This is a genomic window from Peribacillus sp. NPDC097295 (assembly GCF_044761665.1).
Taxonomy (GTDB): Bacteria; Bacillota; Bacilli; order Bacillales; family DSM-1321; genus Peribacillus.
This window is the reverse complement of sequence record NZ_JBIWCW010000006.1, coordinates 205,079-227,625: the sequence shown is the minus strand read 5'-3', so window position 1 is coordinate 227,625 and position 22,547 is coordinate 205,079. Positions and strand designations below refer to the sequence as shown.

Here is a 22,547-nt window from a genome sequence, read left to right as displayed (position 1 = left end):
AATTCAAAAACCAGGAGGTTCTGAGAATGGATGATCGTCAATTTCGTAATGCAATGGGTAAATTCGTAACAGGCGTAACGGTAATTGTAACAGAAGTGGATGGCGTGGAGCATGGAATGACTGCAAATGCTTTCATGTCCGTATCACTCGACCCGAATCTAGTGGTCATCTCACTTGCTGAAAAAGCACAAATGCTCGGAAAGATTAAACGGAGCAAAACGTTTACAGTCAATATTCTTGCTGACAATCAACAGGAGTTATCGATGGTTTTTGCTGGGCAGAAAAAGGAACAACAGGAAGTTGTGTTTGACCGTCTTGATGGGAAACCAGTGATCCCGGGTGCAGTGGCACAAATTGCCTGTGAAGTATCGGTGGAACATGTCGAAGGTGATCATACGCTGATTATTGGTAAAGTGACCGATATTCATTTAGAAGAATCTGAACCGCTTATTTTCTATAGCGGACGATACCGTTCATTGTCAGAAGCGCAACCTGTAATCGTATAGTGACATGGGAGGAGACTGTATGGAAACGATTTATTTGAACCGAGAAAATTTGGCCACTTGGCAGGAAAAGGCTAGACCGAATGTTATGGCTCTTGGATGTTTTGACGGTCTCCATCTTGGACATTGTAAAGTGATCGAAACAGCTTTACAGAAGGCGAAAACAAGAAATATATCGTTAGCGCTTATGAGCTTCTTCCCCCATCCGAAAACTGTATTATCGTGTGGAAAAGAACAAGTAAACTATTTGATGCCGTTAGGTGAAAAAGAGGAACGACTTCGTAAACTTGGGGTCGATACGTTTTATATTGTTACATTCGATGAAGAATTTGCTGCTCTTTCGCCAGGACAGTTTGTCGCCAGTTACTTGATCAATCTCGGAAGTGTTCATGCAGTTGCAGGTTTTGACTTTTCATATGGATGCAAGGGTGCTGGACATATGGATCGGCTAAAAAACGACTCCAGAGGTATTGTTGATGTAACGAAGGTAGAAAAAGTAGAACACCATGGCGAAAAGATTAGTTCAACTTGTATACGCGAAAAACTGTTAAAAGGGGATGTAAATGAGTTGTATGATCTTCTAGGAAGATCCTACGAAGTAAAATGTGACTGGGACGGAAATTCATTTGAACTTCTCCCGTATTATACGCTCCCTGCCTCCGGTCGCTATGCTGTTACGTTGAAAAATGAGATGAAATCAATGCAAACAGAAGTGATCGTAATGAAGAAGCAAGGAGTTCAATCTCTAAAATGTGTGATAGAGATTCCCCCATTCATGGAAGGGAGACTATCCATTGTGTGGCATCGCCATATCCCGGAAGAAAAGGTTCAAATACATGACGAGAGAGTACTAAGCTATTAAGTGGGTCAAACGGTGGAAAAATGGATTATTTTAGGAATTTCGGAAAATGAAAAATAGGTTAATTCAAGTTTTCATGAGTGACTCCGTAATCGAAAGAGGTTAAAAAGAAAGCGCTTTAGAGACGAATTTTAGAAACTTCAACCAGCAGTGTTAATCAGGCTGGATGGATTAAACAGGAGGATGACTTTGAGTTTAAACAATACGGATAAAAGTATCGAGTATTCTCAATATCTGGAGCAGGCAGAACAAAATCAAGAGGGAGTCTCTCCTCTCACTGAATTGGACCCGGATCTGACACAGGACGAGGCGTATTATATTCAATTAAAAACCATTCAGAAAAAAGTAGAAGCAGGTCAGAAAATAGTAGGGAAGAAGATTGGATTAACTTCAAAAGCCATGCAAAATCTTTTGGGAGTGGATCAGCCGGATTATGGTCATTTACTAGATGGGATGGCAATTGAAAATGATGGCGAGATTTCATTAGAAAAAGTGATGCAGCCAAAAGTAGAAGCAGAAATTGCTTTTGTATTAAAAGATGACTTAACAGGGCCAAGGGTAACGATCGAAGATGTACTGAATGCCACTGCTTATGTGGTTCCTGCTTTAGAAATTGTAGATAGTAGAATTAAAGATTGGAAAATTACATTGCAGGATACGATTGCCGATAATGCTTCTTCAGGATTATATGTACTCGGAGGAAAAATTCTTTCTGTTCATGAGATTGACCTAGTTCAAGAAGAAATGGTTTTTTATAAAAATGGTGAAATCATGAATTCAGGGGCAGGAGTAGAGGCTCTTGGACATCCAGCTAATTGTGTCGCTTGGCTGGCCAATAAATTGTTTGAATACGGTATAACGCTTAAGAAGGGAGAGGTTATTCTTTCAGGTGCTCTATCGGCCGCAGTTATTGGAGTTCCAGGGGATCATTTCCAAGCACGCTTTGGTCATTTAGGAGAAGTCAGTGTTCGTTTTTCTCAAAAGTAATAATGAATTGGTAAGGAGAGGAAAAGATGTCTAAAGTGAAAGTAGCGGTTCTAGGGTCTGGAAATATCGGGACAGACCTGATGATGAAATTGGAGCGTTCAAACGAGTTAGAAGTAACGACGATGATTGGAATTGACCCAGACTCAGAGGGGTTGCAAAGGGCTAAAGCAAAAGGGTATCACGTGGTTGATACCGGGTTAAAGGGTTTTCTTGAAACTGAACACGATGTTGAAATCGTATTTGATGCTACTGCCGCAAAAGCACATATCCGTCATGCAAGAATGCTGCGGGACGCGGGGATTATTGCCCTTGATTTAACACCAGCTGCAGTGGGTGAATTGATTGTGACATCTGTCAATTTAGAAGAACATATTGATAAAGATAACGTGAATTTAATAACATGTGGCGGGCAGGCAACGATTCCCATTGTTCATGCGATTAACCGTGTTAGTCCAGTTGATTATGCAGAGATCGTTGCAACGATTTCAAGTAAAAGTGCAGGTCCTGGAACACGTGCGAACATCGATGAATTTACTGAAACAACAGCAAAAGGAATCGAAAAGATTGGCGGTGCTAAAAAAGGGAAGGCCATCATTATCTTAAATCCAGCTGAACCACCGATTTTGATGCGCGATACGGTTCATGTATTAGTGGAAGAAGGCAGTATGAACGAAGTAGCTGTGATTCAATCGATTCAAGAGATGGTCCAATCTGTTCAATCTTATGTACCAGGTTATCGCTTGCGAACAGAACCGATTATTGAAGGAAATAAAATAACTGTACTTATCGAGGTAGAAGGAGCAGGCGATTATTTGCCAAAATATTCAGGTAACCTTGATATTATGACCGCAGCAGCCGTGCGAGTAGCTGAAACAATAGCAAAAAAAAGACTTGCTAAAGAATCAGTCTAAGGAGGGATCATGTTGGGAAACAAACGAGAAATTATCTTAACAGAAGTTGCATTACGCGATGGAAGTCATGCTGTTGCGCATCAATATACAGTAGAACAAATATTGAATATCGCAAAAGGGTTAAATGAGGCTAAAGTACCTTATATTGAAGTAACGCATGGGGATGGTCTTGCAGGTTCTTCTCTGCAATATGGATTTTCCCGCACTAATGAACTTGAGTTAATTGAGGCAGCTGTTGCTGTATGCGATACATCGAAAATTGCGGTTTTGTTACTGCCAGGAATCGGGACGGTAAAGGAATTAAAACAGGCAGCAAAACTTGGTGTGAAAATGGCAAGAGTGGCAACTCATGTAACCGAAGCTGATGTATCAGCTCAACATATTGCTGCAGCGAAAGATCTAGGTCTTGAAACAGTTGGATTTTTGATGATGTCCCATATGGCACCGATTGCAAAGCTAGTTGAACAAGCTAAGCTTATGGAAAGCTATGGAGCGGATATTGTTTATATGGTTGATTCAGCTGGAGCGCTTTTGCCACATCAAGTAACCGAGCGAATTAAAGCATTAAGAGAGCATATTGGAGTTGAAATCGGATTTCACGGTCACAATAATTTATCTCTTGCGATGGGTAATACGATTGCATCCATTGAAGCAGGGGCGACACGCGTTGATGGAAGCATTCGCTGTCTAGGCGCGGGTGCTGGAAATACGCAAACAGAAGTGCTGGTTGCTGTTTTGGATCGAATGGGTATTCAAACGGGCGTAGATTTGTATAAAATCATGGATCTTGCTGAGAATATTGTGGCCCCTATCTTACCAAAACCACAGGAAATTACGAAAGACAGTCTTGTACTTGGGTATGCAGGTGTGTATTCTAGCTTCTTATTGCATGCTCAGCGTGCAGCAAAAAAATATGAAATTGATTCACGTGATATTTTAATAGAATTGGGGCGCTGTAACGTGGTTGGCGGTCAAGAAGATATGATAGTAGATGTAGCAGCGGAAATCGCTCAAAAAAGAACAGCATCCATCACTTACTAATATTTTAATAGATGAATAGTAAGTTTGTTTTCATCCTATACGAACGACTGTTAAATGATGGAGTAATTTTTGGATTGTCAATTAAACAAAAATAATAGAATGCGGGAGTGACGAAAAATGATTTTACGTTTAGGGCAAATTGAACTTTTTGTAACTGATTTAAACAAATCCAAGGAATTTTATGTGGATGTATTAGGCTTTATAGAAGTTGAAAGAACGGAAAATAACTTATATCTAAAAGCTACAGAGGAATTTGATAAATACACGTTGATCTTAACTCAAAAACCAGTTGCAGCATTAGGTAGCTTTGGATTACGGGTTTCAACCCCTGATTATTTAGAGGTATTAAAAAGAAAACATGATGAAGTAGGAATTAGAACGGAACTTTGTCTAGATAGCCCACATCCTGGTAGAGGACCTTCTTTAAAAGTAGCTGAGCCAAACGGACATTCAGTAGAATTCTATCATTCTATGGAGCAAATTGATGTTAGTAATCCAGGTGGTGGTGTGAAAGCACTTCCAATGCGTCACACTCACCTTCATAGAGGAATTCCACCTATTCGCATAGATCACATGAATTTACGTGTTCCTGATGTGGATAAAGCGCTTGAATACTGGAATGGTGTACTTGGTTTTAGTATTTCAGAATATGTACAAGGGAAAGATGGAAAATTTGCGGCATGGACTCGTGCGAACGCAGCTACTCACGATGTAGCATTAGTGAAACACAAAGAAACAGCATTGCACCATATTGCTTATACAGTAGATGGGGTTGCTGGGGTCGTAAGAACAGCTGACTTGTTAGCAGACGCAGGGTATAGAGATTCTGTTGAATACGGTCCAGGAAGACATGGAGTATCGAATGCATTCTTCTTATATATAAGAGACCCAGATGGACATCGTATAGAAATTTACTCTGGAGATTATAACAGAGATACTGATTTAGCACCAATTGGCTGGACACAAGAAGATTATGAGAAAAACGGTCGTTTATGGTGGGGGCCAACCGTACCAGAACGCTTCTTTGAGACAACTCCTGTTAATTCAGAGTGGATGAAATCTGCTGTTCATAAATAATTTTATCAAGGTAGTCAACAATTCATAAATAGTGTACCTGATACCATCTTGAGTGGTTTAGGAATTTTAATCAATCAAGAACTACGCGAAAAATTAACTAAATTATTTAGAAATGGATAATTGTCTAAGCAAAGTAATTTCATGCCAGTAGAGCACGTAACCTTTACATAATTATACTAAGAAGGCTACTAGTTCTACTGGAAGAGGGGTTCGTTTCTACTTAATAGAATAGCTAATTGGCCCAGTTATTTAATAGTTTTTAGAAAAGGGAGAGATTGATATGACAATGTGGACAGACTTAGCTGATCTGGAATATAAACTTCATTATATAGATGCTAACGGAATTAGAACAAGAGTTTTGGAAGCTGGCAAGGGTGATCCACTAATTTTACTCCATGGTACTGGGGGGCATATTGAAGCTTATGCAAAAAATATCAGAGGCTTAAGTGAACAATTTCGAGTCATCTGTATTGATATGGTCGGTCATGGTTATACAGAAAAACCGAATAGACCTTATGGTATAGATTATTATAGTGATCATTTATTAGGGGTCATTCAGTCATTAGGTTTGTCGAAAGTGTTTCTTTCAGGTGAATCATTAGGTGGTTGGGTAGCAGCTTGGTTTGCAGCCAATCATCCGGAATATGTGAAAGCTATGGTTTTAAACACTCCAGGAAATGTTAATAACAAGCCTGAAGTCATGCAAAAACTAAAAGAATCAACGATAAAGGCGGTTGTTGAAGCGAACTATGAAAATGTAAAAACAAGACTTGAATGGTTAATGTATGATAAAAGCCAGGTAACAGAAGAACTAATAGAATCTCGGTATAATATCTACACTCAACCATCTTATCAAGAAGCTGTTTACCATATTGTGTGCCTTCAAGATATCGAAATGCGAAAACAATACAGTTGGGACCCATCTTGGTGCGGAAAAATTAATGTGCCTACTTTGTTAGCATGGACGAGCCATGATCCTACCTCAACTGTAGAAGAGGGAAAACCTCTTCAGGAAATGATTCCAAATAGTGATTTTATGGTCATTCAAGATGCAGGACACTGGCCTCAATGGGAAAAACCTGAAGCTTTTAATAGTGTGCTATCTACCTTCCTAATGAAAAATAGTGATATAGTGTCAGCAAGATAATATGTGATTTTTAATCGTATAAACTGGTAGTACTTCCCCTCCCAAGCTTAGAGGAAGCATAGGTGGGGGGGGAGGGCTTTTAAAACCCGATTGTTTCAACTAGCTAGCACTGTCCTCGAAAAGCGGTGGAGAAATATCATCAATTCTACTTCACCATTAAACTTTCAAAACATATTATGCAAGCGTTATGCCTCTTAAATAAAAAAATCAAAAGAGGGAGGTTAGGTTATGGTTCAAAAGGAAGCAAAAAGTGCTAGAGTATCAAAAACAGCGTGGGTAGTGATCATACTTTTATTCTTATTGACGGTTATCAGTAATGCAGATAAGGCGATTATTGGATTTGCCTCCGTTTCAATAATAAAGGAATTAGGATTGACCCCGGAGCAATGGGGAGTTGTAGGCAGTGTTTTCTTCTTATTATATTCTTTATCAGCAGTCTTAGGTGGAGCACTCGCTGATCGAATTGGAACGAGAATAGTGATAGTTGGTATGGTAGCGATTTGGTCTATCGTTCAGTTTTCAACTTTGTTTGTGACAAGCTTTTCGTATTTGTTAATTACTAGAATCATTTTAGGGGCAGGGGAAGGACCTTCCTATTCTTTAGCGATGACTGCCGCTGCTAAATGGCTCCCTAAAGAAAAGCTTGGAATAGGCTTAACGCTAGTATCCATTGGTGGTCCTCTTGGAGTAGCGATATCAGCCCCAATCTTAATGCATCTTATTTTAGCTTATGGATGGCGTTCAGCTTTTGTAACCACGGGAATCGTGGGTGTAATTTGGATTGTTTTTTGGTTATGGTTAGTAAAAGAAAAAAGTGATTCGATAGTTGAATCATCGGCGACAAAAAACGCTTCTGATCCATCTTCTAACCTCTCAGAATCAAAATTTTCATCTGTATTGCTTTCTAAAAATTTCATCTTAATTGCTTTATGTGGCTTTGCGACCTATTGGTCATTTACTATTGGTTTAAACTGGCTACCAAATTATCTCGAGAATGTTCGCCAATTAAGTGCAGAACAATTAAAGATCGTTGTAGCGTTACCATGGATTCTCATTACCATTTCGCAGATTGTATTCTCGACAATTTCCGATCGTCGGTATCGTAAAACTCAAAGTTTTGTCAGGGCTCGTGTGTTTGTTCTTGGACCTGTCATGTTGGCGGGAGCGGTCTGCTACTTTCTTGGAACGATGGTAAGCTCTAACTTCATGGCTATCACGTTCCTATCGCTTGGATTAACGTTTGGATGTATTACATTAGTCCAAGGTCCAGCAATATTAGTGGACCTCGTTTCAAAAAAACACCAAGGAAAAATCCAAGGTTGGTTTATGGCCTTTACTTCATTAGGTGGTATAGCTGGCCCATACGTCACAGGGATTCTTATTGAAAATTCTTCAAATTCAAGGACGGGTTTTCATTACTCATTTCAGCTATGTGCATTGATTCTTCTTATTTTTGGCGGGCTGGTTTGGGCTGCTGTACGCCCGAAGAAACTTGAAAATACATCAAAAACATCAAAAACATCTTCCGCGTTAATCAAAAATATACCAAGTTAAGAACGGTTGACAATGATAAATATCCAGCGTTCTTTTACAAGGATGGGATAAGGTACTTTATTAAGATCTACAAAGATTGAAGTTAAATGAAATTAAAGCTATTAGGATAAAAGAGTAGGTGATTATAAGTAAAGTAGAATACTAACGAAAAAATAAGTCATCCTTACAAAAGGAAGGCTTTTTATTATGCCTATATATAGAAGGAACGTGCTTAATGGGGGATGGATTAATGATTAGTAGCTATTAAAAGGTAGTTATACTTGGAACTAAGATAATCGATAAATAAAAGTACGCACATCCGGGCTAAAAACAGGCTGGATTATTAAGTTACTTAGATGGAGAGGCGAAGAGATATAAAAATGCCGGTTATATACTACAGAAATACTATCGTAGGTTCCAGTACAGTCATTTTAAAAGAGTTTGAATATATTGAAGGTAGGACAACCTTGTTTACGTTTGCCATCTAGGAACGAAACTGATGAGTGTTATAAGCTTAGTCCATAAATTTGTAATCAAGGAGGAGAACAACTAATGGCAACGATAGAACAGCAAAATTTCATCAATAAATTAGGAATTCCTGCAAGAGCGGACTTCGAAAGGACGAATATCTTACCAAGTCTCATTATCGCCCAGGGAATATTGGAATCCGGATGGGGAAAGAGTGCGCTAGCGATAAATGGTAATAATTTATTCGGCATTAGAGGGGACTTTAATGGCGAATCGATATTAGGGACTGATAAGGATATTGATAGAAATGGAAATCCTATTCCCGTTATTGTTCCATTTCGAAAATATCCCTCATTTGCAGAATCCATTAAGGATCATGCAGACATGTTAACAAAACCGAGGTATTTAAAAGTCGTACAAGCCAAGGATTATAAGCAAGGTGCGCAGGCTTTATTTGATAGCGGATATGCTGGTGATGTGAATTACCCTGCCAAATTAATCGAAATAATAGAGAAATATAAGCTCCATGAGTGGGATCAGGTGGAAATCTATCACATGGTCGTATCGGGTGACACAGTTTCACTCCTAGCTAAAAAGTATGATAGCTTAATTGCAGATATTAAAAGGTGGAATTACCTTAACGATAAATATGTTATAAAAATCGGACAGAAATTAAGAGTTAAATAGGTTTTCTATGCGAAAATAGAAAAAAGCTTAAAAGTTTTAATAAAAAAATTTCGTATGAAAGATCTGACCATGATAACCTTAAAGCTAAAGGTATGCGTATAAGGGGAGGAAACAATATGACTAAAAAATCGCTAATGCTTTCTCTTCTATTGTCACAGGGGCTATTCTTTGCAGGACTACCGATTTTCCTTCAACTTCTTTTATACTTGAATCAATGGGTGATTATGGTTGTTTGGTTCTGTACCATTGTCTTTGTGGCACTCATCGTTTTGGGGATCAGGGGAGAATCCATTACATTACCGCGGTGGTGTTGGCATATAACAATGGTTAGTTACAGTGTTTCTATATTAGTCTTACTATTCTTCCGCCCAAAAGGACAGGAGCATACTTATAATTTCACTCCTTTTTCTACAATTTTAGCTTATTTATCAAATGATTCTTATTGGCTTGTTTCATTTTATAACCTTAGTGCGAATATCGTGTTATTCATTCCTCTTGGACTGTTCTTACTATACAGACAAGGGAAAAAAATGACTGTTATGCACAGATTCCTGATTCCTTTTTTCTTGATTTCAAGCATTGAAATTGGTCAGTATGTTTTCAAAAGAGGAAGTTTAGATATAGATGATCTTATTCTGAATCTAACTGGGGTATATTTGGGGTATTTCCTGTATCATTGGTTCGTGAAAATAATTGTTATTCTCCCAAAAATCAGAGTGCAATGTATGACCGCTAAAAAAAATGAAAAGCCAGCTTGTCCATGATACGACAAGCTGGCTTTATGTTTATCTTAAGCCTTTCATAAAGGATTGTATCTTTGGTGAGATTGCTAATAAGATAAATCCTAAAACGAGAGAAGAAATACCGATTACTCCGAAATAAACCATTTCTGTTTTTTCTGAGTAAAATCTAACAATTTGAGCGTTTAATGCCTGAGCTGCTGCATTAGCTAAGAACCATAAGCTCATCATCTGTGATGAGAAGGCCGATGGAGCAAGTTTAGTCGTAGCTGACATTCCAACAGGTGACAAGCAAAGCTCTCCAATTACTACAAGGAAGTAGCTAAGTACAAGCCATAATGGACTAACTAGGGAACCGGCACCTCCGAAATACGATGGAACCAAAATCACTAAGAAAGATAAACCAGCAAAGAATAAACCAATCGAGAATTTTTGAGGGATGGTTGGCTGGCGTTTCCCTAATTTAACCCATAACCATGCGAATATTGGAGCTAATGTAATAATGAACAACGGATTCAAGGATTGGAACCATGCAGGTGAAATGGTGAAACCAGCAAATTCTAACTGAGTCCGTTTATCAGCATAATTCGCTAAAATAGTTGAGCCTTGTTCTTGGATTGCCCAGAACATGACAGCAGCTATAAATAAAGGAATATAGGCTATTAAACGAGATCGTTCAACAGAAGTTGTTTTTGGACTACGATACATGACAATGAAATACATAGTAGGAATAAGAATTCCAAGAATACCAACAAGACCGATAAAACTATTTAGTGTTAAAGTGCCTGTAACAATAGCGATGGCACCGATGATTGCAATAATTATTATGGCTAGGCCAATCTTGGTGTAAACGGATTTTCTTTCCATAGGGTCTAAAGGATTGACAGGCTCTACTCCTGCAAGACCTAAGTTCTTTTTCTTTGTAGCCATAAAGACGATTAATCCTATGAACATACCAATTGCGGCTATACCAAAACCAAGGTGGAAATTGTACTTCATTCCAACTGTTCCGACAATTAGAGGAGCAATGAATGCACCCGTGTTAATCCCCATGTAGAATATGCTGAAACCGGAATCTCGACGGTCATCGCCTTCAGCATAGAGATCGCCAACAATGCTGGATACATTTGGTTTTAAAAGGCCTGTTCCTAGTACGATTAGTACCATGGAAACGAAAAACATGGAAATGCTACCGGGGATAGCCAGTGCAATGTGACCCAGCATAATCAATATACCACCGTAAAAGACGGCTTTGGCTGTCCCAAAAATCCTATCGGCTAACCAGCCACCGATAATCCCTGACATATATACTAACGATCCGTAAATGGATACTATGGCAAGAGACGTTTTTTCATCAAGCCCTAATCCACCTTTAGATACCTCGTAGTACATATAGTATACAAGAATGGCTTTCATTCCATAATAGGAAAAGCGCTCCCAAAATTCTGTGAAGAAAAGAGTGAATAGACCTTTAGGGTTTCCGAAAAAACCTCTTTGAGGAATGCTATCCAAAATTTTCTGTTTATTCATCGATGACATACATTCAACTCCCTTTTATTATAGTATAATAACTTTTCTTTTATCGGTTGTAAAGAATATTTAGTGTATTTTAATAATAATTCTTAAGAGGTGCATTATTACTAGTGCCTATGTTAAAAATAGTTCTATTTTACCTCTTTTTATTATGAAAATCCCCTCAAATGATTGATGGTATTTTACTCTCATAATTTGGTTTCGGAAACTCATATTTTTGACATTTCGCAAAATGTAAATGAGATAATCCAATGAAATAGTTCAATGGAATAAGATGGAACATTTATATTCACTGTAATACAGCCATCTTTGCGAAAATTTGTATTCCATATATTTAGAAATAGAGGGATAACAGTTAAATGATATTAGAGAATAAAAAATAGTTAAATTGTCTTATCGACAAAAAAAGACAAAATACTTATTCTAGTATAGAAAGCAATTTGATTGTTTTCTTTTTTACCATGTTGTGCAGCCAGATAATTGCAGTTATCTGGCTGCTTTTATTATTATAACCATATAACATTATTTAATCGTCCATATGGAAAATTTTAAAATTGAAAAGCTTCATATTAAAGAGAATAATTTAGTAACGGAGAATTATTCCATAAGCATGAATGCACTTATAAGCCGCCTCTTTAAGGTGGCTTTTTATATTGTCGTCCAGTTCCAGTAGGTAATGAATGTGCCCAACATATACATAGAGGATAGGAAGTATTTCCGTTATTTGTTGGTCTGTTCTAATGATAAATTAAATTCATAAATTTAAGGGAAGGGAGGTGGATATCTTTGGAACTGATATGGATGTTAATTGTTGGTGGAATAATTGGATGGCTGGGAAGTCTGATTTTGGGAAGGGATATGCCGGGTGGAATTATTGGAAATATCATTGCTGGATTTGTTGGAGCATGGCTTGGTACAGCAATTTTAGGACCAATAGGACCTGAAACAGAAGGATTTTATATTGTGCCCGCTTTGTTGGGCGCTATAATTGTCGTGTTTATCGTGTCAATAATTATGAGAAACACCAGATGGAGGTAGAATGCTGGTCAACTATCATAAAATGTATTGATCAGGAGCGCAGTGCAGATGAAAGAAATATGTGAGTTGCATTTGTCCATTATTGTTTGAAAAAGCTGTTCAACAATGCTGGACAGCTTTTTTTGTGAAGAGATTTTTAAGTATCAATTCGAATGATGATCAGATTCCCTATAAGACAATATGGCTGTCTTAAGTGCTGCATAATTTCCAATGCTGGCGTATCCATAAAACCACCCCATAAAAATCCCTGTCATTAAGTAATGCCGATGACTAACGAAAATGGAAAGGATTAAACCAAGTCCTAATGCCATGGAAGGTATATATTTTCGGGGAATTGGAAAAAGAATTTTGATGAATTGGGTTAAAATCATGATAGTTGGAATGGCTATCACTGCATCCCAAAAATTTGTATGAATCGTAGGGAAATCCATGGAAACACCACTTTCGAAAGGAAATATGTATTGGGTTAATTTCACCGGTTCTTTAAGGAATATACATCCTAATATTTTTTATTTTTAATCCTAGAATTATTTTTCGCGTAAAAGACACCATAATCTATCAATTCAAAGGCTTTAAAGTAAACGAGTTACTACTCTATTGAAATTCATCTATTCTTTCTGTCATATAAATGGACGAGATACATAGATTATAAAAACAAAAAAAAAGCGCATAGCGCTTTTAGTGAATTTGTCTATATAAACCGATTACCCTTCCAAGGATTTTAACATCTCTTAGAATAATAGGCTCCATATTGGAGTTTTCCGGCTGAAGCCGTATGTAATCCGGTTCCTTAAAGAATCGTTTTACAGTGGCTTCATCATCTTCCGTCATGGCCACGACGATATCTCCATTGTTGGCGTTGCTTTGTTGCTTTACGATGACATAATCACCGTCATGAATTCCTGCTTCAATCATACTTTCCCCCATAATTTCCAGCATGAATACATGATCATCATGTGGAACCATACTTTCTGGAAGTGGGAAGTATTCTTCTATGTTCTCAATGGCAGTTATCGGTAAGCCTGCTGTTACTTTTCCGAGTAGTGGTACGTTAACTACGCTTGTTTTTGGTATATTATTAGCTTCTTCTATATTCAAAATCTCAATGGCCCTCGGCTTAGTCGGGTCGCGTCTGATTAAGCCTTTGCTTTCCAAACGAGATAAATGACCATGGACAGTCGAACTTGATGCAAGTCCCACAGCTTCGCCAATCTCTCTTACGGAAGGTGGATAACCCTTTTGGCGAACTTCATCTTTTATGAAATCAAGAATGTCCTGTTGTCGTTTTGATAGTTTAGTCATATGTGCACCTCTTCCCCATAATTCTTTGCTATATTATAGCATGGCTACCTCCTCTATACAAACATAAGTTCGAATTTCACAGTTGACTGAAACAAACGTTCGTATTATAATTCATTTATAAATTAAAAACGAACGTATATTCGCTATGGAGGGATATTGATGAAAGATTTTTACAAAAATAATATGTATACGATTCTATTAGCAGGATTGGTATTTATCTTTTCAATTTTATTTTCTTTCACATTAGACAAAAATCAAGATAAAAATTTCCTTTCAATTGAAGTAAATGAAGGAGATACCATATGGGAGATTTCCGAGAAATATGATCAGACTGAATTGACAAAAAAAGAATTCATTGGTTGGATAGAAGAGTATAACGGTGTAAGAGCAGATGCTATTAAGGCTGGTCAAATAATTGTCATCCCAGTTGAAAATGAAAAAGTAGTCCAAAGTTTGGCTAGCAAGCAGTAAGTAGTAAAGGTAGGGTCATATGAAAGCAGTCATCTATTGTCGGGTAAGTACAGAAAAAGAAGCACAGGAAACTTCGCTTGCAAGGCAAGAAGAGGAATTAGTGAAGTTAGCGGACAATAAGGGTATGGAAATTGTATCCGTTATAAGGGAGCAGGCAAGTGGTTACGAATTAAATCGTGATGGGATATTTGACATGCTTGATCTTTTTAAAGCAAAAGAGGCAGATGTACTTTTGATTCAAGATGAAACGAGATTGGGAAGAGGAAATGCAAAAATCGCCTTGTTTCATGTTGTTCTTAAAGAAGGGGTTAAAATTTATACACTTTCACATGATGGGGAATTAGAGCTATCGGATTCGGATGCCATGGTTATCCAAATTGTCGGTATAGTGGAAGAATATCAGCGAAAGTTACATAACTTGAAAATTAAACGAGGAATGCTTCGAGCGGTTGGGAACGGCTACCGGCCCCAAAAAAACTTGAAGAACCAAAGAAATTCTACTGGTAGAGAGCGTAAAGAAGTACCTATAGAAGAAATTATAAAACTGCGTTCGAATGGATTAACCTTTGCAGAGATTGCTGCAACGCTTAGAGGATTTGGTTATGACGTATCGAAAGCTACTGTAAACCGCAGATTTCTAGAACATTATCAGATTACACAGGAAAACCAATCTTAGAACTTGTAATTTCACTTTTTTTTTTATACCATGTCAATATCCGTATATATATGAAGGAGCGAAATTATGTTATCAAAAGAAAAACTCGCCCGTATCAATGAACTTTCTAAGAAGGCTAAGGGAGACGGCTTAACGGTAGAAGAGGCGAAAGAACAAACTTCTTTGCGAAGTGAATACTTAGAAACATTCAGGCGTTCGATGGCTGATACGTTGGAACATGTTAAGGTTGTCGATCCTGAAGGCAATGATGTCACTCCTCAAAAAATTAAAAATATAAAAGAAAAAAAAGGTTTGCATTAATTTTGAAGTCAAATTTTGGAACCCTTCATCTGGTCCAATCTGAAGAAATATTAAGCAAAAAAGAGAATGCATCAATGTATGTATTCTCTTTTTAAGTTCAAGCTAACTATGGTAATTCATTAATTAGTAGAAAATTGAAATAGCTGTGAAAGAAATGTCTATTTTAGTTGTGATATTAAGCATGTCAAGATAATATAAAGATGTACATTACAGGAAGGGATGTTTTACACATGTTAGATAAATTAGATGCGCTTTCTATTAATACCATTCGTACATTATCAATTGATGCAATTGAAAAGGCTAATTCCGGTCATCCAGGCATGCCAATGGGTGCCGCTCCCATGGCATATAAACTGTGGACTGAATATATGAATCATAACCCGAAAAATCCTGAATGGTTCAATAGAGACCGTTTTGTTCTATCGGCAGGACACGGTTCTATGCTTTTATATAGCCTCCTTCACTTATCAGGTTACGGATTGACTATCGATGATTTAAAGAGTTTCCGTCAATGGGGCAGTAAAACTCCTGGACATCCTGAGTATGGACATACAGCTGGAGTGGACGCCACCACTGGACCACTTGGTCAAGGAATTGCAATGGCTGTAGGTATGGCCTTGGCAGAACGCCACTTGGCTGAAAGCTACAATCGTGACTCTTATAATGTGGTTGATCATTATACATATAGTATTTGTGGTGATGGTGATTTAATGGAAGGCGTTTCAGCTGAAGCAGCTTCTTTAGCTGGCCACCTTCAACTAGGAAGGCTTGTCGTTTTATATGATTCGAACGATATTTCTCTTGATGGAGATTTGAGCCAATCATTTAGTGAAAGTGTAGCTGACCGTTTCAAAGCGTATGGCTGGCAATATCTGCGAGTAGAAGACGGTAATGATCTACAACAAATCGCAAATGCCATTGAAGAAGCAAAAACGGACGATACTCGCCCAACATTAATTGAAGTAAAGACAGTAATCGGGTACGGATCTCCCAATCGTTCAGGTAAGTCTGCAGCCCATGGCGCGCCTCTAGGTGCAGATGAAATGAAACTGACGAAAGATGCATACAAATGGACTTTCGAAGAAGATTTTTATGTCCCAGATGAAGTGTATACTCACTTTAATGAGTCTTGTGTCGAAGCAGGAAGTAAAAAAGAACAAGCATGGAACAAATTATTTAGTGAATACAAAGAAGCTTACCCAGAGCTTGCTGAACAGCTGGAGTTAGCTATCAAGGGTGAACTGCCTGCAGATTGGGATCAAGAAATTCCAGTTTATGAAGAAGGTAAGACATTGGCTTCACGTGCTTCAAGTGGAGAGGTACTGAATGCATTAGCGAAAAAACTTCCAGGTCTTATTGGGGGTTCAGCCGATTTAGCAGGATCCAATAATACGTCTATCAAAGGTGCTACAGATTTATTACCTGGTAATTACAGTGGCCGTAATATTTGGTTTGGTGTACGTGAATTCGCTATGGGAGCAGCAATGAATGGAATGGTGCTTCACGGTGGCATAAAGGTTTATGGGGGAACATTCTTCGTATTCTCTGATTATTTGCGTCCTGCTATCCGGATGGCAGCTTTAATGGGGCTTCCTGTTACGTATGTATTCACTCACGACAGTATTGCTGTCGGTGAAGACGGACCGACACACGAGCCTATTGAACAACTAGCTTCGTTACGAGCCATGCCAAACCTTGGTGTGATTCGTCCTGCTGATGGTAATGAAGTAGCGGCAGCTTGGAAGGTTGCTATGGAGTCTAAAGATAAACCGACGGCACTTGTATTAACACGCCAAGGTTTGCCAACAATCAAAAATACTTCTGAAACAGCATATGAAGGTGTGGTAAAGGGTGCATACGTCATATCGAATTCTAAAAAAGAAGTAGCGGATGCATTACTGCTTGCTACAGGTTCTGAAGTTAACCTTGCTGTTGAAGCACAGAAAGCTTTGGCTGAAGAAGGAATTGATGTCTCTGTTATCAGCATGCCATCATGGGATCGCTTCGAAACTCAGTCAAAAGAATACAAACAAAGTGTAATTAACCCGGCAGTTAAAAAACGTCTGGCCATAGAAGTGGCTTCACCGTTTGGATGGGATCGTTATACGGGTGATGAAGGAGAAATTTTAGCCATTAATCATTTTGGAGCTTCAGCACCAGGCGGTAAAATCATGCAAGAGTTCGGCTTTACCGTTGAAAATGTCGTGACCCGCGTAAAAGCAATGCTTGCAAAATAATATTGATTAGTTAATGACTGACACCATTTCATTTGGTGTCAGTTTTTTTCTTATATTTAATGAAGAAATTTGAATTATCATAGGGAATATCTTCCTTTCGACAAAAAAAGATGAAAATTTCTCCAGTAAACAACATATCTTGTTAATTTGTCAAGATATAATAAGAATAAATATTTAATCTTTTCAATGTGCCACATATAAGGTTTCAGGGCAAATACTAAATAATATGTTGGTTCATAAATAGGAATCCTAGGGAGGTAGGCTTATGAGAACTTATCAGATTTTTTTGATTGAAGATGAATTTGCCCATCATTATTATGGCAGGGAGAAGCTTTTCTTCAATTTGTTTTTAGAATATATTCAAGCAAAGGGTAGGCTTAAGAGTATTTTGCAAAAACAAATTGAATATGTTACTAAAACAGTTCCAGTAATCCAATTACAGGGAGTTATTGAACAACGGCTAAAGAAGAAAATGAATTTTTGGTCGCAAAACGGTAAATACTATTTAGAAAAAACAAATGGTACAAGCACAAGTAAAGCAGCTTTAACCTTTGAAGGCGATTCCATAATACTCAAAGCTGAAGGTGACTATGAAGCGGAGACTGCTTTCTTCGAATGTATTCGTAAATGTGAAGCAGGTTTTCTTGCCATTGATTTTGACCATGAAAAATATGGCTGGTTAAAACCAATAAAAGAAAGAAAATTTGTCTAAATGGGGGACTTTTCGCTAGCGGGTATTGTATAATAATCTTTGGTCTAGTACACTGATGTTAGACAACATGAAGGAGGAAATAGTATGTGGGTTTACATTCTAGTTGGCGTACTAGCATTGATCTTAGGTATAGTGCTAGGATTTCTCATCGCTCGTAAATACATGATGGATTACTTAAAGAAAAATCCGCCAATTAACGAACAAATGTTGAAAATGATGATGATGCAAATGGGTATGAAACCGTCCCAAAAGAAAATTAATCAAATGATGAGCGCTATGAATAAACAACAAACAAAATAATTAGCATGAAAAAAGCTATGCTTTAGGTTTTATCAATTGATTATGGCATTATAGGATAAGCAAATTATAAGAATCTTATAGAGTGAATCTTTCATCATAAATTTTTTTGCTTTTTCTTTCATCAAACTAAACTGAAACCTCTTTCTCTGACGGAACTACCAGAGAAGGGGTTTTTTGCGTTGTAGAGGATACTAGGAGGTGGAGAGTACCTAAAGTTCCTTTATAAAAGGTGACAGTCGAATGTTATGGCAACGTTTTTGCTTCCCAAATAACTTCCCCTGTTCTTTTCTCATACTTCTTTCTGCTTGCCATTACAGCATGGGTCACGTCTCAATGGACTAAACAAAAAAAGTGAGGAGGAATATAGGAATAAATAAAGGTTTCCATATAATATATATGGCTATATATAGTTTGTTTTGTGAAGTTTCCTTTTATTTATTATGTAAGTGATAGGGGAATAAGGTGCTTATGAAATGAGCATTAAAAAGAGGATTAGCTTAGTTCAGTACCAGCTTTATAGTGCTTTTTATGATACATGTTTAATAATTGGTCAAGCTGTTGGCTAAGCTCGATTGCAAGGTGAGAACTCAAACCGTTTCGAGCGACAATTGTAATAAGTTCACTCCGTTTTAATTCTATTTGTTCAAGACATTCTTTACTTTTTGACATAGTTATTCCTTTCTGAATCCGGATGCAGTGGGTTTGTTGTAAAATATGTATGAATATAACAATTATAAAGGCTTGATGGATTGATATCAAATAAGTTTATCATATGTATAAATAATTATTTTTTTGAAATTTTTAATACCAAAAATGTATTTTTTTATCTTATTTGTTACAATGTTTATAGGTTGACTTACATAGGAGTGAAAGTCGTTGAATGAAATTAATATTTTCTTAGCATTTGGAGCAGGGTTTTTAAGTTTTATTTCTCCATGTTGCTTACCGTTATATCCTGCCTTTTTATCTTATATTACTGGAATGAGTGTTGGAGAAATTAAATCGGATAATGCCATGTTGCAAAGAAGGAGCATGTTACACACATTATTCTTTTTGCTTGGGTTCTCTTTGGTATTTATAGCGCTAGGGTTCGGTACTACATATCTAGGTTCTTTCTTTTCGGATTACCAGGACTTAATTCGACAAATTGGTGCCATATTAATTATCCTATTCGGGTTGTTTATCGTGGGAATCTTCCAACCGGAGTCTTTAATGAAAGATAGTCGGTTTGAATTCAAGAATCGTCCTGGTGGCTATATTGGTTCCGTAATGATCGGGCTAGCTTTCGCCGCTGGGTGGACACCGTGTGCGGGCCCTCTTTTAGGTACGGTTGTGACTCTAGGCGCCACTAACCCTAGTGCTGCTATGAACTATATGATTGCTTATGTATTAGGGTTTGCTATACCGTTTTTTGTTTTATCTTTCTTTATAGGTAAATTAAAGTGGATAAAAACATACAGTCGTTACATCATGAAAATCGGTGGTTACTTAATGATTGTTATGGGCATTATTTTATTTTTTGATTGGATGACCAAAATCATTGCTGTTCTAACTACACTATTCGGTGGATTTATTGGATTTTAGTACACATATTTTGAAGAATATAATTTTTTCAATTAGAATGTTTCTTTGTTATGTCTTTAGTCGCTTTTTTATGGTTTTTATTTTGATTTTTATGGAAAATTCGTTGATTTTAGGACTTAAGTTAGATATTCTATGAATATATAAATTTTTAGATATCTTTATTTGTTCTGCTTGTTGTGTGAAATAAGGAGGAGCGGCTATGGCCCGATTATTAGTAGTTGATGATGCTAAATTTATGAGAATGACACTTTCAAATATATTAACTAGAGCAGGTCATGAAGTGGTTGGTGAAGGTGAAAATGGAAAAGAGGCGATTGAATTATATCGTGGGCTGAATCCTGATTTGGTGATCATGGATATAACCATGCCGATAATGAGTGGACTGGATGCAGTTAAAGAAATCAAAAAGGAATTTTCTTCTGCGATGGTGATCATGTGTTCAGCCATGGGACAACAAAAGATGGTGGTCGATGCCATTGAGGCAGGAGCAAAGGACTTTATAGTGAAGCCTTTTGACGAAAGTCGGGTCTTGGACGCCGTGAATCGGGTGCTTGATTGATTACTCGCCTTGTTTATCTGAATTAGGTACTATATACTTTGGGTAAGGTTATGATTATTATATAATTTTATTAGTATGGTACTTACTTAACTTAGTTAAAAAGGATGAGTCAAATGATATATTTAACAACAGGAATGGCTATTGTGATGGCTATCGTTGTTTTTAAGTTGCGAATGAAGGAAACGGAAAGACCTGTTAATGCCAAAAAGATTATTTTACCGCCGGTATTCATGAGTACAGGTGCGTTAATGTTTCTTTTTCCAGTTTTTCAAGTTACGCGTGCTGAACTTTTAGAAGCTCTTATAGCTGGCATGTTATTTTCTATCTTATTAATTAAGACATCGAAATTCGAAGTTCGGGATGAACAAATATACATCCAACGTTCGAAAGCGTTTGTATTCATTTTAATCGGTCTTGTTGTAATCCGCCTAGTAGCCAAACTGATCTTAGGGAGCAGGGTAGAAATCGGTGTGCTCGGAGGGATGTTTTTCCTTCTTGCCTTCGGTATGATTGTCCCTTGGCGTGTTGTCATGCTTTACCAATATAAAAAGGTCAAAGCCGCCTATTTTAATGAGGGTAAAATGGTGTAAACCTTATCGAATAAGAAAAAACACATGTATCCATGGATCCATGTGTTTTTTTTGAATAAATCACTTTGTTATTTTGGTATAAAAGTTATTTTATGTAAATATGTGTTATTACGGTAATTAAAGATTATTTTGTTCAAGGATAAGTTTATTAAAAAAACTTTATTTAAAAGCATAGTAATTTCATGTGAATTGTATTATATTGATATTATTGTTGTTTCAAGAGGGGGGGAACGGTTCATGTTACAAATGATTGTTTTAGGAATTATTTGTGGTTTACTGCTGGGATTTGTGCTTCAACGAGGCCGTTTCTGTGTTGTCGGTGCATATCGCGATTTGCTTATAGCTAGAGATGGTCGAATGTTTTTAGCGACGTTCATTGTCATTGCGATACAAAGTATCGGGGTGTATGCATTACGTGATACAGGAGTTATTCAGTTTGGAAATGATGGCTTTCCATGGTTAGGAACCATACTTGGAGGCTTTATATTTGGTATTGGAATGGTTCTTGCCGGTGGTTGTGCGACAGGAACATGGTATCGGGCTGGAGAGGGTATGATTGGCAGTTGGGTTGCCCTTTTCGGATACATGCTTGGAGCTGCGATGACAAAGTACGGTGTTTGGAAAGCTACGGGTGATCATTTAGTTTCATATAGGACAAATGATACTTATATTCATGAAACGCTGAATGTTTCACCGTGGTTACTTATCATCGCTTTGATGATCATAGTGGGGATTTTAGTCATCAGGGAATTGAAAAAGCCTAAACTACCTATCATTAAAATGAAACCGAAGAAAACGGGATTGGCACATATTTTATTTGAAAAGCGCTGGCATCCTTTTGTCACTGCTGTATTGGTAGGGTTGATTGCAATTATGGCCTGGCCTCTAAGTGCGATGACAGGGAGAATGTTCGGACTAGGCATTACAACGCCTTCCGCAAACATTTTAACGTTCCTTATCACAGGTGAAAATGCGCTTATTGACTGGGGTACATTTTTAGTATTGGGTATCTTCCTCGGTTCTTTCATAGCAGCTAAGGGTAGCGGGGAATTCCGTTGGAGACTGCCGGACATGAAAACTTTGCGTAACAATGCTATTGGTGGAGTAATTATGGGATTTGGCGCAAGCATTGCCGGTGGTTGTACAATTGGGAATGGACTTGTAAATTCAGCATTATTTGCTTGGCAGGGCTGGGTTGCCATTGTCTTTTTCTTACTTGGGACATGGGTAGCTGTTTATTTCACTATCATCCGTAAACAAAAGAAATCAACAGCTTCAAAGGTAGCCTGAAT

At 37.6% G+C, this 22,547-nt stretch carries 25 protein-coding genes; 21 read left to right on the top strand and 4 right to left on the bottom strand.

What is annotated here, in order from left to right:
* Nucleotides 1–26: 26 nt before the first annotated feature.
* The 10 genes from ACIQXN_RS13230 to ACIQXN_RS13185 all read left to right on the top strand — a co-directional run bounded on the left by ACIQXN_RS13230 (nucleotide 27) and on the right by ACIQXN_RS13185 (nucleotide 9,977).
* The gene (locus ACIQXN_RS13230; protein WP_402967060.1) at nucleotides 27–506 is read left to right on the top strand and encodes a flavin reductase family protein; all 480 of its coding nucleotides are present in this window, start codon (nucleotides 27–29) and stop codon (nucleotides 504–506) included.
* Between the two features lie 19 nt (nucleotides 507–525).
* The gene (locus tag ACIQXN_RS13225; protein ID WP_402967058.1) at nucleotides 526–1,365 is read left to right on the top strand and encodes an adenylyltransferase/cytidyltransferase family protein; all 840 of its coding nucleotides are present in this window, start codon (nucleotides 526–528) and stop codon (nucleotides 1,363–1,365) included.
* Nucleotides 1,366–1,551: 186 nt separating this feature from the next.
* Nucleotides 1,552–2,349 carry a 2-keto-4-pentenoate hydratase gene (locus ACIQXN_RS13220; protein WP_402967056.1) on the top strand — a complete coding sequence of 266 codons (798 nt, stop codon included), beginning with the start codon at nucleotides 1,552–1,554 and terminating at the stop codon, nucleotides 2,347–2,349.
* A gap of 26 nt (nucleotides 2,350–2,375) precedes the next feature.
* The gene (locus tag ACIQXN_RS13215; RefSeq protein ID WP_402967054.1) at nucleotides 2,376–3,260 is read left to right on the top strand and encodes an acetaldehyde dehydrogenase (acetylating); all 885 of its coding nucleotides are present in this window, start codon (nucleotides 2,376–2,378) and stop codon (nucleotides 3,258–3,260) included.
* Nucleotides 3,261–3,272: 12 nt separating this feature from the next.
* The gene (gene dmpG, locus ACIQXN_RS13210) at nucleotides 3,273–4,301 is read left to right on the top strand and encodes a 4-hydroxy-2-oxovalerate aldolase (protein WP_402967052.1); all 1,029 of its coding nucleotides are present in this window, start codon (nucleotides 3,273–3,275) and stop codon (nucleotides 4,299–4,301) included.
* Nucleotides 4,302–4,418: 117 nt separating this feature from the next.
* Entirely contained in the window at nucleotides 4,419–5,378 is a 960-nt protein-coding gene (gene hpaD / locus ACIQXN_RS13205) for a 3,4-dihydroxyphenylacetate 2,3-dioxygenase (protein WP_402967050.1), read from the top strand.
* Between the two features lie 280 nt (nucleotides 5,379–5,658).
* The gene (locus ACIQXN_RS13200) at nucleotides 5,659–6,525 is read left to right on the top strand and encodes an alpha/beta fold hydrolase (protein WP_402967048.1); all 867 of its coding nucleotides are present in this window, start codon (nucleotides 5,659–5,661) and stop codon (nucleotides 6,523–6,525) included.
* Nucleotides 6,526–6,753: 228 nt separating this feature from the next.
* Complete coding sequence (locus ACIQXN_RS13195; RefSeq protein ID WP_402967046.1) at nucleotides 6,754–8,079, top strand: MFS transporter; 1,326 nt, start codon at nucleotides 6,754–6,756, stop codon at nucleotides 8,077–8,079.
* A gap of 531 nt (nucleotides 8,080–8,610) precedes the next feature.
* Nucleotides 8,611–9,213 carry a glucosaminidase domain-containing protein gene (locus tag ACIQXN_RS13190; RefSeq protein ID WP_402967044.1) on the top strand — a complete coding sequence of 201 codons (603 nt, stop codon included), beginning with the start codon at nucleotides 8,611–8,613 and terminating at the stop codon, nucleotides 9,211–9,213.
* 116 nt (nucleotides 9,214–9,329) lie between these two features.
* On the top strand, nucleotides 9,330–9,977 hold the full coding sequence (locus ACIQXN_RS13185) for a VanZ family protein (protein ID WP_402967042.1): 648 nt from the start codon (nucleotides 9,330–9,332) through the stop codon (nucleotides 9,975–9,977).
* A 21-nt stretch (nucleotides 9,978–9,998) separates the two neighbouring features.
* Here the strand turns inward: ACIQXN_RS13185 and ACIQXN_RS13180 are convergent, their stop codons facing one another.
* Complete coding sequence (locus ACIQXN_RS13180) at nucleotides 9,999–11,492, bottom strand: peptide MFS transporter (RefSeq protein ID WP_402967040.1); 1,494 nt, start codon at nucleotides 11,490–11,492, stop codon at nucleotides 9,999–10,001.
* A 795-nt stretch (nucleotides 11,493–12,287) separates the two neighbouring features.
* Between ACIQXN_RS13180 and ACIQXN_RS13175 the strand changes: the two genes are divergently transcribed.
* Nucleotides 12,288–12,524 carry a GlsB/YeaQ/YmgE family stress response membrane protein gene (locus tag ACIQXN_RS13175; protein WP_402875429.1) on the top strand — a complete coding sequence of 79 codons (237 nt, stop codon included), beginning with the start codon at nucleotides 12,288–12,290 and terminating at the stop codon, nucleotides 12,522–12,524.
* 143 nt (nucleotides 12,525–12,667) lie between these two features.
* On the opposite strand, the gene ACIQXN_RS13170 is transcribed toward ACIQXN_RS13175, so the two are convergent.
* Nucleotides 12,668–12,955, bottom strand: coding sequence for a hypothetical protein (locus tag ACIQXN_RS13170; protein ID WP_402967038.1), 288 nt, complete (start codon nucleotides 12,953–12,955; stop codon nucleotides 12,668–12,670).
* A 247-nt stretch (nucleotides 12,956–13,202) separates the two neighbouring features.
* On the bottom strand, nucleotides 13,203–13,826 hold the full coding sequence (gene lexA, locus ACIQXN_RS13165) for a transcriptional repressor LexA (RefSeq protein ID WP_402967036.1): 624 nt from the start codon (nucleotides 13,824–13,826) through the stop codon (nucleotides 13,203–13,205).
* 159 nt (nucleotides 13,827–13,985) lie between these two features.
* Between lexA and yneA the strand changes: the two genes are divergently transcribed.
* From yneA to ACIQXN_RS13135, 6 genes are all read left to right on the top strand, one after another.
* Nucleotides 13,986–14,297 (top strand): cell division suppressor protein YneA, encoded by a 312-nt coding sequence (yneA, locus tag ACIQXN_RS13160; protein WP_402967034.1) that lies wholly within the window; start codon nucleotides 13,986–13,988, stop codon nucleotides 14,295–14,297.
* A gap of 19 nt (nucleotides 14,298–14,316) precedes the next feature.
* Nucleotides 14,317–14,973, top strand: a complete 657-nt coding sequence (locus ACIQXN_RS13155) for a YneB family resolvase-like protein (RefSeq protein WP_402967032.1) — start codon at nucleotides 14,317–14,319, stop codon at nucleotides 14,971–14,973.
* Nucleotides 14,974–15,039: 66 nt separating this feature from the next.
* Nucleotides 15,040–15,273, top strand: coding sequence for a DUF896 domain-containing protein (locus ACIQXN_RS13150; RefSeq protein WP_402967030.1), 234 nt, complete (start codon nucleotides 15,040–15,042; stop codon nucleotides 15,271–15,273).
* A gap of 230 nt (nucleotides 15,274–15,503) precedes the next feature.
* The gene (gene tkt, locus ACIQXN_RS13145) at nucleotides 15,504–17,510 is read left to right on the top strand and encodes a transketolase (RefSeq protein ID WP_402967028.1); all 2,007 of its coding nucleotides are present in this window, start codon (nucleotides 15,504–15,506) and stop codon (nucleotides 17,508–17,510) included.
* A 265-nt stretch (nucleotides 17,511–17,775) separates the two neighbouring features.
* Nucleotides 17,776–18,222, top strand: a complete 447-nt coding sequence (gene sirA, locus ACIQXN_RS13140; protein ID WP_402967026.1) for a sporulation inhibitor of replication protein SirA — start codon at nucleotides 17,776–17,778, stop codon at nucleotides 18,220–18,222.
* A gap of 84 nt (nucleotides 18,223–18,306) precedes the next feature.
* Nucleotides 18,307–18,522, top strand: coding sequence for a YneF family protein (locus ACIQXN_RS13135; protein ID WP_402967024.1), 216 nt, complete (start codon nucleotides 18,307–18,309; stop codon nucleotides 18,520–18,522).
* A gap of 492 nt (nucleotides 18,523–19,014) precedes the next feature.
* On the opposite strand, the gene ACIQXN_RS13130 is transcribed toward ACIQXN_RS13135, so the two are convergent.
* Complete coding sequence (locus ACIQXN_RS13130) at nucleotides 19,015–19,191, bottom strand: Spo0E family sporulation regulatory protein-aspartic acid phosphatase (protein WP_402967022.1); 177 nt, start codon at nucleotides 19,189–19,191, stop codon at nucleotides 19,015–19,017.
* A 207-nt stretch (nucleotides 19,192–19,398) separates the two neighbouring features.
* Here ACIQXN_RS13130 and ACIQXN_RS13125 point away from each other — a divergent pair, with 207 nt between their 5' ends.
* The 4 genes from ACIQXN_RS13125 (at nucleotide 19,399) to ACIQXN_RS13110 (ending at nucleotide 22,545) form a co-directional block, all read left to right on the top strand.
* On the top strand, nucleotides 19,399–20,106 hold the full coding sequence (locus ACIQXN_RS13125) for a cytochrome c biogenesis protein CcdA (protein ID WP_402967020.1): 708 nt from the start codon (nucleotides 19,399–19,401) through the stop codon (nucleotides 20,104–20,106).
* Between the two features lie 199 nt (nucleotides 20,107–20,305).
* Nucleotides 20,306–20,665: a response regulator gene (locus tag ACIQXN_RS13120; RefSeq protein WP_402967018.1), complete on the top strand. Its 360-nt coding sequence runs from the start codon at nucleotides 20,306–20,308 to the stop codon at nucleotides 20,663–20,665.
* Between the two features lie 113 nt (nucleotides 20,666–20,778).
* On the top strand, nucleotides 20,779–21,255 hold the full coding sequence (locus ACIQXN_RS13115; RefSeq protein ID WP_402967016.1) for a CcdC family protein: 477 nt from the start codon (nucleotides 20,779–20,781) through the stop codon (nucleotides 21,253–21,255).
* 237 nt (nucleotides 21,256–21,492) lie between these two features.
* Complete coding sequence (locus tag ACIQXN_RS13110; protein ID WP_402967014.1) at nucleotides 21,493–22,545, top strand: YeeE/YedE thiosulfate transporter family protein; 1,053 nt, start codon at nucleotides 21,493–21,495, stop codon at nucleotides 22,543–22,545.
* Nucleotides 22,546–22,547 lie beyond the last annotated feature (2 nt).